Source organism: Commensalibacter intestini A911 (genome assembly GCF_000231445.1).
Lineage (GTDB): Bacteria > Pseudomonadota > Alphaproteobacteria > Acetobacterales > Acetobacteraceae > Commensalibacter > Commensalibacter intestini.
Window position 1 is genome coordinate 174,944 of the sequence record NZ_AGFR01000009.1, and the last position, 17,939, is coordinate 192,882.

Genomic DNA, 17,939 nt, shown 5'->3' on the forward strand with positions numbered 1-17,939 from the left:
TCTATTTTAAATTACGAACGGTATTCACCAATTCGTATACATGTTCAACAGGAGTAGTAGGAAGAACACCGTGCCCTAAATTAAGAATATGCGGTCTATTTTTTAATTCAATACATAAATTATGAATTTCTTGTTTCATCATACTCGGATTATGTAATAAACACAAAGGATCAATATTTCCTTGAAATCCAATTTTTGAATTAACTATTTGATTTAACATAGAAATATCAGCAGTTTGATCAATACCAACTGTTTGTAAGCCCGTTCCATCAATATAAGATTGTAGTTTTGTCCCAGCGAGGCGTGGAAAACCAATAATAGGAATATGTGGATATTTATTTTTTACAATATCAACAATTTGACGTGTTGGTTGAATGACATATTTTTCAAATAACATTACAGGAAGTAATCCACCCCAGCTATCAAATAGTTTAACAGCTTCTGCACCAGCTTCAATTTGACGACAAAGATAATCTGCTGTTGTTTGCACAAGCAAATCAATAATTTTTCCAAACAAAGATGGATTTTCATACATCATCTTAAACACAGTAGCGAAATCTTTAGAACCTCCACCTTCGACCATATAACAAGCAACCGTAAAAGGAGATCCTGTAAACCCAATTAATGTTACCGATTGAGCTACTGCGGTTCCAATTGTATCTGATCCATTAACAACTTTATTTAACCGCCGAATAGCCTCTAAAACAGGCTCTGTTTTTTCGATGACTTGTTCAGGATTTAACTTTTGTAGATCTTGCTCTGATTGTATAGGTGGTAAAACTGGTCCTCTACCTTCAATAAATTGCAAATCTTGTCCCAAAGCCCAAGGTAAAATTAAAATATCTGAAAATAAGATTGCCCCATCAAAGGCAAATCTTCTAATAGGCTGTAAAGTAATTTCTACAGCAATATCAGGGGTTAAACAACGGGTTAAAAAATCTGCTTGTTGTCTTAAAAGCCGAAATTCTGGTAAATATCTTCCTGCTTGACGCATTAACCAAACAGGAGGAGGCCATACAAATTGACCATTTAATACCGTTAATAATTTTTTATTTGTCGACAACATTAAAGAAATTTTCCATTCAATTCTTGGTTTTGTTTTTTTCTATTTCTAGAGCTTATCAAAAGTTTCTACTTTTTACATTCCCTTTAAAATAAAAAGAAAATTTAAAATTTATAGTGTTTGTTTATTGTTCCCTGTTAGTACTGTGGTACCCATCTTTCAAAATTTGTACCCCATTTTTATCACACAGTGTACAGTTTTTAAAAGATTGATTTTATTTAACAAAATAGAGTTATCCAGATATTATCACCCTACCCCTGTGTACAACTCACTGAATTTAAAAAAGAGAGTACAATCCCCAGTACTCGGTACCCTTGTCTTTTGATCGATGTACAATCCCCATGTACCTCAATGTACCACAGGGTCAAATACAAGTTATACTTTCCGATAAAAATGAAAGAATCGATTGTATAAATGAGGTACAAAGGCAAAATCTAACAAAAAAAATGATAAACAATGAATATTAAAAAAATTACATTTCTTAATTATAAGATAACTTTTTCTAGATAACTTATGATTAACTATTGATTTTTTATAGTTTACTGGGTATATCCCTTTGATAAAGGGGCCATAGCTCAGTTGGGAGAGCGTCTGAATGGCATTCAGAAGGTCAGGGGTTCGATTCCCCTTGGCTCCACCAAATAAATTAATCAAATCATTGATTTTATTGTATGTTTTTTAATTAAAAACAGATTTCCCCATCATAAAACCCATCTTATGTTTTAAATAGATTCTTGTTGAGTGGTAAACGCTGTCGTTTTATGGACAGCGTTTTGTATTTGTGGGGTTAGAGTTCTAGTTTTGGCAGATTTCTGACAATTTCGTTGGTTTTTAAACTGACGGTGATGATACGCAGGAAGAGTTCCAAGGGATATTTGGGGTTATGCATGGTATCAACAGCCCAATCATTGGCGTCATTGGTAATGCCTGTTTTTTTGTCTGTGGTGACGCTTTGACGTTCCATGATCCATTCAAGGGCTGGTTTGCCGTTGACGATATAGTCATAGGCTTCCTCTGGAATATTTTTAATCGTGTAATGGTTGTTATAAATCACGGTGGTTTTAACGTCTTTTTTGATAAATTTCATGGATGAGACATAAAAATCGGCATCTTTACCGCCTTTGATGCCTTGTGGCGTGATGGTCAGGCCGTCAATTTGTACAGTTGTATCACAATCGATCGTTTCATAGTTTAAATGAAGTTCCGCCAAATCACGCCCTGCTTTAGAAAAGGCCATAAAATCAGCAAAGGATTTAACGCATGGAATACGAGGCAATTGTTTGGTCAAATTATCATTATACCGCGCACGATACTCCTCGGAATGGAGTAATCCATAGATGTAATAAAAAATATCCTCTTTGGTAAAATCTTCATTAGGATAGGCAGCTTGGAAATGTGCCAAGGCTTCGTTGGTAATCCCGTCTCTTCGTTGTGGGGTGCTGTTTCCCAATAAGTCATTTTGATCCGTTGTATCATAGAGATATAAAGGAAAGCATTGTCCATTTGCTTGCAATTGAACATCAGGAACAATGTTAGTCATTATGCAAGAAAAATCTTTAGTTGCTCCTAGACCTGTTACACTAATCACCCGATTATCCGTTTGTGCCGTTGGGAAAATACGAGGCATTTGATATTGTCGTTCATTTAAATATTTATAAAAATATAAATATGACTTCGTAAAAGGACGATATAAAGCTTGATAAAGGGATTCTTCAATGAATTGATATTTTTTTTCTTTTTCTAAATCTTGTTTATTATCCACACCCCATGAGAATTTTGTAGAATCAAAGATAACAAAATCTTCTACTTTGGTTATTTTGGCAGATTGTAGTTGGGCAAGATAACGATCAATTTCATTATTATAAAACTTAATGGAATGTTGAATCTGATGGGTTAGTTGTTGCAAAGAAGCATTATAAACCCATGCATCTCGGCTTGTTGCTACACCACGAGAATAATTTTCAAAGATTGTGCTTGCTTGTTTATCTTTTTTATCACCCATAGAAATATAAAGATTAAAATTTGGATCGCGTTGATTGATCCAATCACTAAATACATCGGGAAGAATTGTTTTCCAGCCTTGTTGTTGGGTAATACCCTCTATATTGATGAATTCTTGAATAGTTTCCAGCTTTTGCATGCGGGTTAAATAATCACCAATATCATAAAAATAAATCTTTCCCTTTTGACTTTGTTTAGGATTTTTAACCAAAATAGAAATCGCAATGGCTGCACCACTTCCCATGCCAAAAATCTGTCCACCTTCTCTCTTAGCTCTTTCACCACTTGTTCTTAATCCTCTTAATCCTCGTAAATGAAAAATATAAAGATTACTAAATTCTTCGGTAAGACATTTTCTTAATCCATCGCTGGTATTACTATCAACAAAGCTGGCATTGGTAACAAAGCCAATCACCCCACAATCTTTGATGCGATCTGATGCCCAACGAATGGCACGAATATAGCTGTCATATAATGCATTTTTATTCGTTGCGGTTGAATATTTGGCATAGGTTTCCCGAATACGCCCGTCCAGCAAAGGATAGGCTACGTTCGCATTATTATCATTGGCGGATTCTTGTCCTGCGGAATATGGCGGGTTGCCCATAATTACCCGAATATCAAGGTTTTGTTGACGGGAACGCCGTGTATTATTTTCCCGTAATAACACATCATGTTCAATGTCTTTTTGTGTGTCCTCGGTCATTTCAAACGTATCGGTTAAACAAATCCCTGCAAAGGGCGTATAGGCTTTTTCAACCTCTTGTTCTTCGTCTCTACGGTGTTCATGACCATCAATTTGTTGGGTCATAATTCCATGATAGGTCGCCTCTATATTAATCGCCGCAATATAATAGGCCAGTAAAACGATCTCGTTCGCATGAATTTCTTTGGTATATTTATGGGTCAACTTATCCATCGGGATAATCCCACTATGCAACAAGCGTGTTATAAACGTGCCCGTGCCTGTAAATGGATCAAGGATATGCACATTGGGTTCGGCAAGGCTGCTGTTAAATTCAGATTTTAAAACATGTTCTATACTGTGAATAATAAAATCCACAACCTCAATCGGTGTATAAACAATGCCCAACCGCTCTGTCATTCTTGGGAACGCATTCCGAAAGAATTTATCATAAAGTTCAACAATAATCCTTTGTTTTCCCTCGGCATTATGAATACCACTGGCTCTCATTTGAACCGATTCATAAAAGGAATTTAACGTATTGCGTTCTTTTTCCAATCGTTGCTCTTCGAATTGATCCAGAACTTTTTGCATGGCTTTGGAAATCGGATTATGTTGCGTAAATTCATAATGTTCAAATAACGCATCAAAAACAGGTTTGGTAATTAAATGTTGTGCCAGCATTTCAATAATTTCATCATTGCTGATGCTGTTATTTAAATCATCGCGTAATTCACTGGCAAATTCATTAAAGATCGTAATGGCTTGAGCATTTTCTGGGTTTTCCAATACCAACTTAATCCGATCAATATGCGTTTGGGCAATCTTGGAAATATCATTAGCCCAATCCTCCCAATGATGGCGATTACCACATTTCTTGACAATTTTTGCATATAAAGCGCGTTCGATCTCACCAACTTCAAAGGTCATTGTCTCTTGAATAGGCGGTGGGGCAGCATTGCCAATCGCACTGCCTCCACGGGCTTGTCCTGCCATCTTTTGGGTTTTTGTTTGCTTTTGTCTTTTATTGGCAATTTTATCCGCAACAGCAATCACTTCCATTTTGGATGGGGCTGTGCCATTAAATTCTAACTTGTTAATCATCGCATCAAAACGATCATCATGCGAACGCAGCGCATTTAAAACTTGCCATACCACACGATAGGTCTGATTATTATCAAGTGCTTTATCAGCCTCTATGCCAGCGGGAATAACCACAGGTAAGATCACATAGCCTAATTGTTTATTTGGGGCTTTACGCATCACCCGTCCAACCGATTGCACCACATCGACTTGCGAGGAACGAGGCGTTAAAAATAATACCGCATCAAGGGCTGGGACATCCACCCCCTCGGACAAGCATCGAACATTGGATAAAATACGGCATGTATTTTCTGGTGTTTCCGCTTTTAACCAATCCAATTTTTGTTCTTTTTCACTGGCATTCATGCCACCATCCACATGTTCTGCCTCACAAATCATAGTTAAAGCAGGATCAATTGGTGCATCAGGGGTTTCTTTTAAGAGCTCTTTGGTTTCATAGGCTTGATATTGTTCAACCACGCTGCCGAACATCTCTGCAATCAGTTTAGAACTGACTTTATGGATTTTACCTTTGTAAGTGCTTTCAATCACCTGACAAAAAGCAACAGCTCTTTGCATTGGATTGGCTAAATTATGATCTTTTTCGAATAAACCTTGTTTAGATAAAGCCTTCCAACAACCGACAATCTTGGCCGCATCATCGACTTTTAACGAGTTGTTATTATCTGTTAGTAGGTTTTGCAATCGTCTGTTGATATGACTTTCTTCAACAGCCAAGACAATCACTTTGTAATCCACCAATAAATCCCGTGCCACCGCTTGGGAAAAGGTAATGACATATAGTTCCTGTCCATAGGTTGGTACATCATCCATTGAATAAACAACGATATTATCATCTTTGGCCTTTTTCTTACTATCTTCGGCATAAATACGTGGGGTTGCCGTCATGTAAAGCCGTTTGTTCCCTTTGATAAATCCATTATCATGAACTCGAACAAAAGCTGATTCTTCTTCATCCTCATAAGTTGCCCCCGTGGTGCGGTGGGCTTCGTCACAGATGATCAGATCAAAAGCAGATAAGGCATGCTCTCCCTGTTGAGCATCATGTAACACCGCAATAGAATGATAGGTCGAAAAGACAACCGTCATTGCATCTGGGCGTTGTTGCCGTGCTATGGCAATTTCTCTTTTTAAGCTTGTGGCATTTGTAGTGGCTGGAAATTGAAGATCACTGATCCCCACAATAACGCTATCATCCTCTTTGGCATGTTTTTTGCCCACATCACTGTCTGAACAAACCGCAAAGCTGTTTATCTCAATCGCACTTTCTTGCGTCCATTCGGTAAGACTCTGACTGAGTAAAGACAGGCTGGGAACGAGGAATAAAACCATCTTGCCCTTGCCAGCCATTGCCTCAGCAATTTTTAATGAGGTAAAGGTCTTACCCGTGCCGCACGCCATTATGAGTTTACCACGGTCAGCAGTCTTTAATCCATGTTGTACCGCATCAAGGGCAGTTTGCTGATGATCTCTTAATGTTTTTTGTGGTTTTAAAATCGTTTTTGTATGATCTTGATATTTCGACCAATCAATCACGCTTTGTTCCAAATAATGTAAATCAATTTTAGAAACGGGCGGATTTTGGTTTTCTAATGCTTCCTCAGCATTTTTAGTCCATTTATCTGTTGTGGATACAATAATACGGTGCGTAAAATATTTCTTACCCGATGCTGTAAAGAAGCTATCTATTTCATTTTTGCTGATGGTTTCATCTGGATTATAATTTTTACATTGAATCGCATGATATTCTCCATCTAACGTCACCCCAACCAAATCAATACCAGCATCTTTTTTATTAGCAATATTTAATGCATTTCCATATTGGTCTACCCAATTTGCATAAGAAAGAACGTCTTTATATTGGCTTTTATAAACAGGTTCCGTTTTAAAATATTGCACCATCAGATTTTCAAAACTGGTTCCTTTGTCACGTTCTGTCTTCGTTTGCTTACGGAATTGGGATAAAAGGGTTTGTAATGAAGAGGTCATGGGTGGCTCTGTTGAATAATGTGTGCACTGTAAAGCATTAATATCGTATTCTTGATTATACGAAAAGGACATTGAGAGTTATTTTAAAACCAATGTAAATTATTATAAACGAAAAAGAATAATTCAAATGTCCGACAAAGAACAGCCTGCTGAGAATAAAAAACAACATTTTGTACCCCAAATTTATTTAAGGCAGTTTTGTGAGAGTAATAATTCTAAGAAAATAAATCAATACAATAGAAAAGAAAAGAAAGATTGCAAAGTTCCAATCTCTACTACATGCCAAAAACATTATTTTTATGGAACAAGATATGATGAGACAGGCTTTGTTATTGATGCTCAATTTGACCAATACGAAACAACCTATTCAATATATTTAGAGGAGTTAGAGAAATATTTGAACGAAAATGATGGTCAAGCTGTATGTGGAGATTTATATAATAAAGGGTTAAAATTTGCCGCTAATTTATATGCTAGAAATAAACATATCATTAGTCGATTTACTACTTTAGCTATTAATGACGACGATATTTTATATACAACTTTATCATATTCAGATTTAGTCAATAAATTAGAACAAGATTTAGAATTATATAGAGATTTGTTTAATATTATTAATGAAGCAAAAAAAATGATAGCAACTTGCCTTATTACTGCTAACATTGAGCATCTTGATATATCAGATCCTGTAAAAAAAACATTTGAAATAGTGAATATTACTTTAAAGCAAAAATACAAAAAGTATATTGAATTCGAAAAGTTTAGATTTTATTACTCTAATGTTGAGTTGTTTGTAAAGCAACAACAAGACTATATACAATATTTTAAAGAAATTAAAAATGAATGTACAAAATCAGAAAAAAGTGAGGACGAAAAAAAGAAATATATTTTAGATATGTATATAAAATCAAATATTTACAACACAACGAACTATTTTTTGAATATGTTTCTTAATAATGGTTATGCGATGTCTGTGATATGTATAACAGATGATGAGGAAAGTTTTATTACATCTGATCAGCCTGTAATATTGTTACCTAGAATCTTTGTAAAAGGTAATGCTGAGGATGAAATCTGTTTATCTCCTCTGGTTATGACTTTACCCCTATCATATAATAAATATGCTATATTTTACCCTGTTAAAATGCACGATATCATAGTTCCAAAATTAAATTCGCATAAAAATGAGTTAAATATGATACAATTATGCGTTGGTGGTGATTTAGTATTTTATCGTGATGAAAAATATTTGGATAAAATAAAAAAAAGTTTATCACAAATACATAATAACGTCCTGTCCTTGACTCCACAAGATTATCTATCACATAAATTTTGTGAATGGTTGGACTTCCCAATGCAAAAAACTAATGAAGAAGATCAAATAATAATGAGAGAAATTATCGAGGATTTAAAAAAATAATCTTATTTTTAAATTTACAATTACTATTTTAAAAACGGGCGAGCGGGAAAAGCGGGATTTGTATGGTAACCTATTGATATATAATGATATTGTATCATCCCGTTTTATCCCGCTCAGTTTTTTGGTTCGGGATTGGCGGGAGGCGTTGAGTTTCTGCCATTCTCCCGCTTTTCCCGTTAATCCCGCTATAATTTAATGGGTTTTATTTTTTATTCATAATTCAGGATCTCGCCTTTAACGATGTAACAGCGAATATCGCCCATTGATGGAATGGTGACTTTTTGTTTCATTCGATCAGGTTGAGGCACATCGAGAAAGAGATGATCTCTTAATATTCTAGCCATTTGCAATGGATCAAAGCCTTTACAAACCTCTTTCTTCCAAGCCTCAGACAAGATCAAATAATCGAACACACCATTTGCATTTTTCTTTTTATATCCAACGCGGTGGGGTGTTCGATCGGTGTCGGCAAAAGTAATATCAATAAAACGATTGGCTCCATGCGTTTCAAGATAGTGTTTGATATGCAAGATCATTTGTTTTTCTTCATGTTCTTGCATATTGGGATTATGGCTGATCCAGTCTTTGAAACATTGTTCTATACTCTGGGTAATGATGACTTTATCAAATGAGAATATTTGATATTGAACCGCCAGTAATCCCGCTTGTTCAATCAAAGCACAACGCTGGGCAATGGTTCTGATTGCACCCTCTTTACTGGTTGTATGATTTGATAAGAGCTCTTGCGTGCGTTGTTCTATAGCTTGGCTTAATTCTTGTTTGAAGTGTTCTTCATTGTGTTGACGTGCTTTACATAAAGATTCAATAAAAGCCAATCCAACCGAACCATAGAATTTGGCTGATTGTGTTTGTAGGTAAGAGGCAAATAACCCAGCCTCTTTAAACGCATGGATATTCTCAAATAACCCCATATCTTTCCCTGCATCGGCGGGGATTTCCATAAATCTGACTTTCTGTCCCATTTTACTGGATCGTTGATCTTCACTCATCTTTTGATCTAACGTGACCTCTCCAGAGGATAAGAAGATGGATCGCCATGTTTTTACAGAACGTGCATTGCCTAATTGATTGGCTCTGCCTTTACCAATCCCATTCGCCAGCATATAGATAATATCGCCAATTTCTTTGGCTGAGGCCTCTCCAAACTCATCCAAGATCAAACATAAATCAGAGGTCTCATTGGCAATCCCTTCCAATCCATTGCCTGTATGTCGCCAACTCCTGACTTGTCCATCTCTGGCACCTTTCCCCCAGATGGATGCTGCAACAAATAACGCTGTGCTTTTGCCTGATTGGCTTTTACCAATAAGATGCAATCCACCCCCAGCAATATGAGTCATCTCCAATAAACTCCCTGCCAAAGATGCACAGGCAAAAAAGATCAATCTTGAATTACCAATAAGATAGTTACCAATATGTTCTTGCCAGTCTGATAAGCTGCCAGATTGGGTAAAGAGTTGCCCTTGATGAATATTCCCTGTTTGTAGGATTAAGCTATGATTTGTTTGTGATGATGAACCTATAACATTCCCATTCGGCATCATAAACAAAGCTTGGTTGTTTAAATGATGCCAGCCTGTTTTATTCGTGCTCCGTAACAGGATATTGATCTTCACTTGGCTGATAAAGTTCAATAACAACCTGCGTCCAGCAATGAGGCATGCCAATCCTTTACCTTCTAAGGTGGCAGCAATTTCATTGCCATTCGAATGGATTAAACTTCTTGGAATAGAATAAGTATGTTCTGTGCCAGAGTTCTGGTTTGTCCAAGCAATATATAACCCACAATTAGACCCATGCTCATCCTCTGTGGCTCCTAAGATCGTAAAAGGGTCACAGATCTTAATCGGTAAAGCATCGTCTTTATAAGGATTAGTATAATATAATCCATCTTCATAGAATTTATAACCAGAGGGCATCATGATCTTGATGGGTTTTTCGATCGTCTGAGCATTATTCAGTAAATGCGTTAAATAATCGTGTTCTGTTTGATTATTCTCTAAACAATCCTGAGGAACAGGATCAGCCAGATCCCATCCATTGGGTAAATTTGTTGGTAAAACAATCTTACAAAGGGATTGAATGCCAATTTCATATAAAATCTCAATAAGATCGCTTGCATAGTCTTCTCCTGCTTGGTCATGATCTGGCCATATGATGATTGATTTATCTTTTAAGACTGACCACTCATTGCGATTGGCTCCGTGACTGCCTCCTTGTGAGGTCATCACGATATATTCAGGGAATAAAATCCGTGCGGTATCCGCGGTCTTTTCTCCTTCAACGATAAGGAAGGGATCAGTCGGACGTTGTGTAAGAAGATCGAGACCATATAAGGGCAATAATAAATTGGGTTCTTTAAAATACCACTTGGTTTGATCCTGTTTATTTCCATGTTTATCAATCCAGACACGATGACCATAAGTCATGGGTAAGAAGTCTTTTTTGCCGTCCTTTTTCTCTATACGTAATCTTGCCATTAATGGCTTGTTGTTTGCATCACGATAAATCCACATCTTTGACGCAAATGATGGTTTCTTGGGTTCGTGTGATGCTGGAATGATCGGTTCCCAGATGAGCTCTTGCTCTGCACAAATTGAGGGTAAATTGACCTTATCTAACATGATGAGCCTCCAATCCAAGAAGAGATGAGATTTTATGTGTAGCTTGGCTTTGAGTGGAATGATCCAAATAAGCCAAGAGTGCAATTAAATCCCCACCGCGATCAGAGGTTGCAAAATCTGCCCATTGTCCTGAACGCATATTGATCCGAAAAGATCCTAAATGCTGATCATGCCTTGTGGGATTTAAGGCAATATATTCATGCGCTTTGATAACACCATTGGGAAGCCATGTTTTTAATAATAGATGACTATGAGCAAGCGCTTTCTCTTTGATCTCTTTATAGTTAATCAAAGATTTATAAGGGGTAGCTCTGAAGCTATTTGTTTTGACATAAACACTCATCATTACACGCCTTTACGCTGAGTTGAGGAATGATCATGAAGTTTGGGTAAACTATGAATATAGGCTTCAATAGAGGCATAAGGGATGCGGGTATTGCGTCCCATCTTAATAGCCTCTAACTTGCCAGCCTGTAATAAGCGATACAGATTTGCCCGTGAGGTGCTTAAGTAAGCACAGGTATCTTTGATGCTCAGTAAAGACATCGGGTGGTATATGATTGGTTGTGTCATAATCGACAATCTCCAAGTTATATATGTTAAATGGAGATAACTAAAGATCATAAAAATTAGCCTTTGCCCCCAGTACAATCTTTAAAAAAAATGTACTGGGCTTTTAAAATCTTGTACTTTTTAGGAAAATATTTTATAATAAGATATTGATATTTATTATTATTTTTAGAAAATGATTAAAACATAATATTTTAATCATCAGCAAATTTATAAATTCTATATTTTAACGAATCGCTTCTTATAATCAGAATTTGTGACTTAAAAATTTTGAAAAAGAATCAAATTAATCAATATAAAAGAGGAAAGAATAAAGATGCGTGGAGGATATAGAGAGGGATCAGGACGTAAAAAAGGATCAACTCACAAAGTCTCTTTATCAACTGTTCAAGGGATCATGCAAAAAGAAGCGTTTCAAAGCCCATTAGAAATCATTCTAAAGATTATGAACCAAGCCTATGAGAATAAGGATTATAAATTGGCGTTAGAAGCTGCCAAAGGGGCTGCACCTTATCTGCATGCACGATTAAATGAAGTAAATGCCAATATCCATCAAATGAAGAAAATACAAGAGATGAGTGATGATGAGTTACACTATCTTGTTAATAAAAATTAAATGAATGACAATTAATCAGGTGAATATTTAATCATTCTTTTATATTCTTTTTCTGATTTAAAACGGTTTAATGCTTGCACAACGGCAGATTGAGTGACAGAACGTATTCCAACTCTTTTTAAAATATAATGGATCAGCTGAATAAATTTAGAATTTACTTGTTTAATACTAAATGTTAAATTTCTAGCTTCTGCAAAATGTAGTATTTCTTGAGCAATAAAAACCGTATCAACATGCCAAAAATTAGCTGCTGATTGATATTTTAATGATGGTTCATCAATAAGATAAGAATTTTGTTTTAAAGAGTTAATTAACTGTAGAATAGCTTTACAATGAGTAGATAAAAATACAACATCTTTCACTTGCTCTATATTATCATTAAAAATGTTAGCTTTTTCATCTAAAAAATTGATTGTATCGGGTAAGCTATCCCATAATTTTTGATAAAGATGGATAACTTGACGCATAGGTTCATATACAGGCATTGTATAAATAGGTTTTGTAACGCGTAAAATGTTCAACTTTTTTGTAAATAATTCTGTTTCATTTAACGTAAGTTCAAAAAAAGACTTGGTAAACCATCGATTCACTTCATCGACTGTAATGACAGGTTCTTCAAAATCCTCATGAATAATCTCCCATATATCGGTTTTTGGGTTTCCCTTTGGATTATGAATCTGTAATTCAAAATAAAAAGGCCATGCTGCGCCCTTTTGATATGAATATCTGTATATACGTCTAAGAAACTTTTGACGTGTCTTCTTTGACATCTCGGTTTCCTTTTAAAAATATACTCAATTTATTAAGCTACTATTATATTATCTTTTTATATGTTTTATTTATTATAAACATCACAAACTTCTTTTTGTTGTTTAGAACATATTTGTTTTAAAAACTTTATAGCATTATCATTTCTTTTATTTGCAGCTTTAACGAGATAATTTAAGGCTTTTTTATAATCCTGAGCAATCCCGTAACCACCATTGTAATAAATCAAACCAAGATAATATGAATCATCATAATCAAAGAAATTATTTGATTTAACTAAATGCTCTGAAGCTTTTTTATAATCTTTAGCAACCCCATAACCACCATTGTAGTAAATTAAGCCAAGGTATTTCTCAGGTCTAATCTCTCCAAAACTGCTAGATTTAAAGAGCCACTTTAAAGCTTTTTTATAACTTTTAGAAACTCCATAACCACCATTGTAATAAATTAAACCAGCATAATAACTGGCAGAAGAGTTTCCGTGTTTATCAGAATCAATAAACCACTTTAAGGCCTTTATGTAATCTTTGGAAACACCTTCAGCCTGCCCATTATAATATTCTTTTGCTAACATGAGTTTTGCATCTTCAATGTTATATTGATAGTTAGCTTGCTTTTTATTGCTAGCTGCTTTTATTAACCATTTCAAACCTTGTTGTGAATTATGATAGTTATATAAATATATACTACTTAGTTGACGTTGTGCTTCGGCATTTCCTTGGTTTGCTGCTTTAGTAAACCATTTAAAAGCTTTATCTGTATCCTCGGGAATATTGGTATCACCATAGTATATTTCTCCGAGCATAACTTGAGCTTTTATACACCCATTACTCGCAGCTTTCGTTAAATATTCTATGGTTTTTTGATCTTGTTGGGGAATATCTTTATTGTCAGCGTATATTTTTCCAAGTGCATATTGTGCTTTTACACTGCCATTATTGGCAGCCTTGGTAAGTTGTTCTAATGCCCCTTTATTCCCCCAGTTATTCGTTACCGCTTTTATGAATAACCCCAGTGCTTTTTGAGTATCTTTAGGAACCCCTTTTCCTTTAAGATATAACATTCCGAGTTGATATTGAGCCTCATCATTATTATAAGCTTTATTCGTTGCGGATTCTAAAAACCATTTTATAGCTTTTTGATTATTTTTAGGTAAGAAATTGCCATCAAGATATAATTTTCCAAGGTCATATTGCGCAATATTATTACCATTACTAGCTGATTTTATGAGCCATCCTATGGCTTTTTGATTATCTTTTGGTAAACCTCTACCGTTAAAATATATATTCCAAAGATCATATTGTGCATCGCTATTATCATCGTTTGCGGCTTTAATAAACCAATTCAAAATTTCTTTATAGTTAGTAGGTAAAGAATAATGAAAATAGATATCTTCAAGTGTAGATTGGGCATTGTCATTGCCATTATCGGCAGCTTGAATATATAGTTTTAGTGCTTTACCTTCATCTTTAGAAACACCATTATTTCCTTCATGATATATATATCCAAGTTCAAATTGTGCTTGATTACTACCATTATTCGCAGCTTTGTTAAGCCATATCAAAGCTTTTTCATTATTTGCAGGAAAATCTTTTCCTCCGCTTGCATATAAAGATCCAAGTTCATATTGTGCATTTACACTGCCATTATTTGCTGCTTTAGCAAGCCATTCCAACCCTTTTGAGGTATCAGCAGAAATCAAACCACCTTCACAATATATTTTTCCAAGACGATACTGAGCTTCAATATTTCCTTGATTCGCTGATTTTGTATACCAATCTACCCCTTTATGATATTCTTTTTTATCATCGAAATATATGTTTCCAAGTTGGTATTGCGCTTGTGCATTTCCTCGTTTAGCCTGTTGTTGGATAGTTTGAACACTATGTTCACTAACTATTTTGCCAGCATAAACTTTTTCATTAAAACAGAAAATACTGATCGTCAGAAACAAAATATATTTAAATAATCTCATTATTTTCCCATTTTATAAAATTAAGCATTTCTGAAGAAATGATTATATAATTAATTTATTGTTTTCTCTAATAACAATAGTCAGCCCATTGTTGCATCATGTCGCGTCTTTTGGCAAATAGATCGCCACGACGATAGGCAGCTTCTACTTTATTGGCAATAGTATGTGCCAACGCCATTTCTGCCACATCTCTTGGCCAGCTGGTGGCTTCTCCACACCAATCCCGAAAAGTCGATCTTAATCCATGAATGGTTACTTCTTTGGTATTGGCAGCCAAATGTAAAGCTTTGGAGAGTGCTACGTCAGATAAAGCTTTCCCTGTCTTAATACTGGGAAAGATAAAACTATGATGATCTTTTTTTAAAGCTTTAACCTTCTTTAAAATCGCTATGGCTGGAGTTGATAAAGGCACGCGATGCTCTTTTCCTGTCTTCATACGATGATCTGGTATTGTCCAGATGGCTTGATCTAAATCAATCTCCTCCCACCGTGCAAAACGCACTTCACTGGAACGAGATGCACATAAACATAAGAACTGCACAGCCAGCGCACTGACTCCATCAGACTTTTGCAAGTTAGCAATGACAGGTTGGATTTTTTGCCATTCAATCGCTGCATGATGCTGGACTTTGGTCACTGAGGAGGGTTTAGGGAGAATATTGGATAAATGGCCTTTCCAGCGTGCTGGATTATCTCCCTCACGATAATGATGCGTTGTTGCATAATCTAAAATACGTTCTATTCGACCACGAACACGATCGGCTGTTTCTGTCTTTGTCGTCCAAATGGGTCTTAATACAGCCAGAATATCATCTGTATCAATAGATGATATGATTTTACTGCCAATCACAGGATAAGCAATGCGTGATAAAGAGCTTCTCCAGATTGGTGCGGATCTGGGATCTTTCCAGCCTGCTTGTTGTTCTGTGATATAGCGTTCGGCTAGTTCTGCAAAATTGGGAATTTGTTTTTGTTTCTTTGCTTTGGCTTTGAGTTCCAAAGGATCAATGCCTTCTGCAACTTGCCTTCTTATATCAATGGCAACTTGACGTGCTTTGGCTAATGTAAGGATATAGGCTGATCCAATACCAATCTCACGGCGTTTATGGGTGGTTGGACTGAAATAACGCACTGTCCAGTGACGTGCTTGCTCTTTAATGGTTAAATAGAGGTTCCCACCGTCGCCATGAACGCCATCACTAAGCGTTTCAATCTTACGAATAGTTAATTGACCAGCTGGAATACGACTCATCTAATAACCCACCATAAAACCCATCTTATGTCATGAGATTATATAGGTTAAACAGAAACGTCAAGAGACAATGAGGCGTTTTAACTTATTGATTTATATAGTATAAATTATACAGAATGAGACTGTGTGAAACACTATGTTGGTGGCCCTTGGCTCCACCAGATAAATCAATTAAATTATTGGTTTTATTTTATATTTTTTAAGTTAAAATATACTATATCATAATAAAATTTATTATTAGATTGTTTGATTCAAATAGTATTTATTATCAATATACTTGTTTTTTCTCTGAAGAAGCAGAGATATCATGGATATACGTTTTTAAAGTATTGATTTTTATGAAATACAATAATGTCTGACGTTATCTTTACTAAATAACCCCAAAAAGTTTTATAAAAAAAGCCAGTGTTTAATAAAACACTGGCTTTGTTAAAATTTAAGTATTCATTGCATCAAAAAAATCTTGATTATTTTTACTATATTTTAATTTATCTAACAAGAAATCCATTGCATCCATGGTTCCCATTGGCGCCAGAATACGACGTAATACCCATATTTTTGAAAGGCTAGCACGATCAACCAATAGTTCCTCTTTACGAGTACCACTACGTGTAATATCAATTGCTGGGAATGTTCGTTTATCAGCTAATTTACGATCAAGAATTAACTCAGCGTTTCCTGTGCCTTTAAACTCTTCAAAGATCACTTCATCCATACGACTACCCGTATCGACCAATGCTGTTGCAATAATAGTTAAAGAACCACCTTCTTCAATATTACGAGCCGCACCAAAGAAACGCTTTGGACGTTGCAACGCATTTGCATCCACACCACCCGTTAATACTTTACCTGATGATGGCACAACAGTATTATAAGCACGAGCCAAACGAGTAATAGAATCTAATAAAATAACAACATCGCGTTTATGTTCAACTAAACGTTTTGCTTTTTCCAATACCATTTCAGCAACTTGAACGTGACGATTTGCTGGCTCATCAAATGTAGAAGAAACAACCTCTCCTTTTACAGAGCGGATCATATCTGTTACTTCTTCTGGGCGCTCATCAATCAATAGAACGATTAAAACTGCTTCTGGATGATTGGTTGAAATAGCTGTTGCAATATTTTGCAACATCACTGTTTTACCAGTTCTTGGTGGAGCCACAACTAATGCACGTTGCCCTTTACCAATAGGGGTTACTAAATCAATTACACGATGCGTAAAATCTTTATTTGGATTTTTTCCTTCCATCAAAGATGGAATTTCCATTTTTAATCGTTCATTTGGAAATAATGGAGTTAAATCATCAAAGTTAATACGATGACGAACAGCTTCTGGATCTTGGTAATTAATACTATCCACTTTTAACAAAGAGAAATAGCGCTCACCTTCTTTAGGTGCACGAATTTCACCAGAAATAGTATCCCCAGTTCTTAAACTAAATCGTCTTAACTGTGCAGGTGATACATAAATATCGTCAGGACCTGGCAGATAATTCGATTCTGGAGAGCGTAAATATCCAAAACCATCAGGGAGGATTTCTAATGTGCCCTCTCCATAGATTGCTTGGTTATTTTCAGCAAACTTTTTGAGGATCGCAAACATCATATCTTGTTTACGTAGAGAAGATGCATTCTCAATCTCTAAACTTTCTGCATACGCAAGAAGTTCTGCTGGAGACTGAGCCTTAAGTTCGGCGAGTTGCATAGATGGCTCTAATTATAGAAAATTATGAATGAAACAGGAAATATCGATCAAACACCATATAAATTTGGATTGAATGAACAGTGATCTTTACTTTATACGTTTTGTAAAAATAAAAATACATAATTCCATACGAGAGAGGCTTT

The 17,939-nt window shown here is 35.6% G+C and carries 11 protein-coding genes and 1 tRNA gene; 3 read left to right on the forward strand and 9 right to left on the reverse strand.

All coding sequences use genetic code 11. From position 1 onward, the window contains the following. Nucleotide 1: 1 nt before the first annotated feature. Nucleotides 2–1,066 (reverse strand): uroporphyrinogen decarboxylase, encoded by a 1,065-nt coding sequence (gene hemE, locus CIN_RS07990; RefSeq protein WP_008854572.1) that lies wholly within the window; start codon nt 1,064–1,066, stop codon nt 2–4. Between the two features lie 561 nt (nt 1,067–1,627). Here hemE and CIN_RS07995 point away from each other — a divergent pair. Beyond that, nucleotides 1,628–1,703: transfer RNA gene (locus CIN_RS07995), tRNA-Ala, on the forward strand. Nucleotides 1,704–1,850: 147 nt separating this feature from the next. Here the strand turns inward: CIN_RS07995 and CIN_RS08000 are convergent. Further along, a complete protein-coding gene (locus tag CIN_RS08000; protein WP_008854573.1) occupies nt 1,851–6,842 on the reverse strand; it encodes a DEAD/DEAH box helicase in 4,992 nt (1,663 codons plus the stop codon). A gap of 127 nt (nt 6,843–6,969) precedes the next feature. Here CIN_RS08000 and CIN_RS08005 point away from each other — a divergent pair, with 127 nt between their 5' ends. Continuing rightward, nucleotides 6,970–8,262 (forward strand): DUF4238 domain-containing protein, encoded by a 1,293-nt coding sequence (locus tag CIN_RS08005; RefSeq protein ID WP_008854574.1) that lies wholly within the window; start codon nt 6,970–6,972, stop codon nt 8,260–8,262. 209 nt (nt 8,263–8,471) lie between these two features. Here CIN_RS08005 and CIN_RS08010 read toward each other — a convergent pair whose 3' ends face one another. Genes CIN_RS08010 through CIN_RS08020 form a run of 3 tightly spaced genes read right to left on the reverse strand, consistent with a single transcriptional unit; the run spans nt 8,472 to nt 11,453 of the window. Continuing rightward, nucleotides 8,472–10,907 (reverse strand): DUF927 domain-containing protein, encoded by a 2,436-nt coding sequence (locus CIN_RS08010; RefSeq protein WP_050798397.1) that lies wholly within the window; start codon nt 10,905–10,907, stop codon nt 8,472–8,474. Then, nucleotides 10,897–11,253 (reverse strand): hypothetical protein, encoded by a 357-nt coding sequence (locus CIN_RS08015; RefSeq protein ID WP_008854576.1) that lies wholly within the window; start codon nt 11,251–11,253, stop codon nt 10,897–10,899. The genes CIN_RS08010 and CIN_RS08015 overlap by 11 nt, the downstream gene beginning before the upstream one ends. After that, on the reverse strand, nt 11,253–11,453 hold the full coding sequence (locus tag CIN_RS08020; protein ID WP_008854577.1) for a helix-turn-helix domain-containing protein: 201 nt from the start codon (nt 11,451–11,453) through the stop codon (nt 11,253–11,255). Before CIN_RS08020 ends, CIN_RS08015 begins: the two co-directional genes overlap by 1 nt. Nucleotides 11,454–11,793: 340 nt before the next feature. On the opposite strand from CIN_RS08020, the gene CIN_RS08025 reads away from it, so the two are divergent. Beyond that, nucleotides 11,794–12,093 carry a hypothetical protein gene (locus tag CIN_RS08025; protein WP_008854578.1) on the forward strand — a complete coding sequence of 100 codons (300 nt, stop codon included), beginning with the start codon at nt 11,794–11,796 and terminating at the stop codon, nt 12,091–12,093. A gap of 11 nt (nt 12,094–12,104) precedes the next feature. Here CIN_RS08025 and CIN_RS08030 read toward each other — a convergent pair whose 3' ends face one another. The 4 genes from CIN_RS08030 to rho form a co-directional block, all read right to left on the reverse strand. Next, on the reverse strand, nt 12,105–12,863 hold the full coding sequence (locus tag CIN_RS08030; RefSeq protein WP_040364211.1) for a hypothetical protein: 759 nt from the start codon (nt 12,861–12,863) through the stop codon (nt 12,105–12,107). Between the two features lie 65 nt (nt 12,864–12,928). After that, nucleotides 12,929–14,836 (reverse strand): tetratricopeptide repeat protein, encoded by a 1,908-nt coding sequence (locus CIN_RS08035; RefSeq protein ID WP_008854580.1) that lies wholly within the window; start codon nt 14,834–14,836, stop codon nt 12,929–12,931. 67 nt (nt 14,837–14,903) lie between these two features. Beyond that, the gene (locus tag CIN_RS08040) at nt 14,904–16,088 is read right to left on the reverse strand and encodes a tyrosine-type recombinase/integrase (protein WP_008854581.1); all 1,185 of its coding nucleotides are present in this window, start codon (nt 16,086–16,088) and stop codon (nt 14,904–14,906) included. 436 nt (nt 16,089–16,524) lie between these two features. Then, nucleotides 16,525–17,796, reverse strand: coding sequence for a transcription termination factor Rho (gene rho / locus CIN_RS08045; RefSeq protein WP_008854582.1), 1,272 nt, complete (start codon nt 17,794–17,796; stop codon nt 16,525–16,527). Nucleotides 17,797–17,939 lie beyond the last annotated feature (143 nt).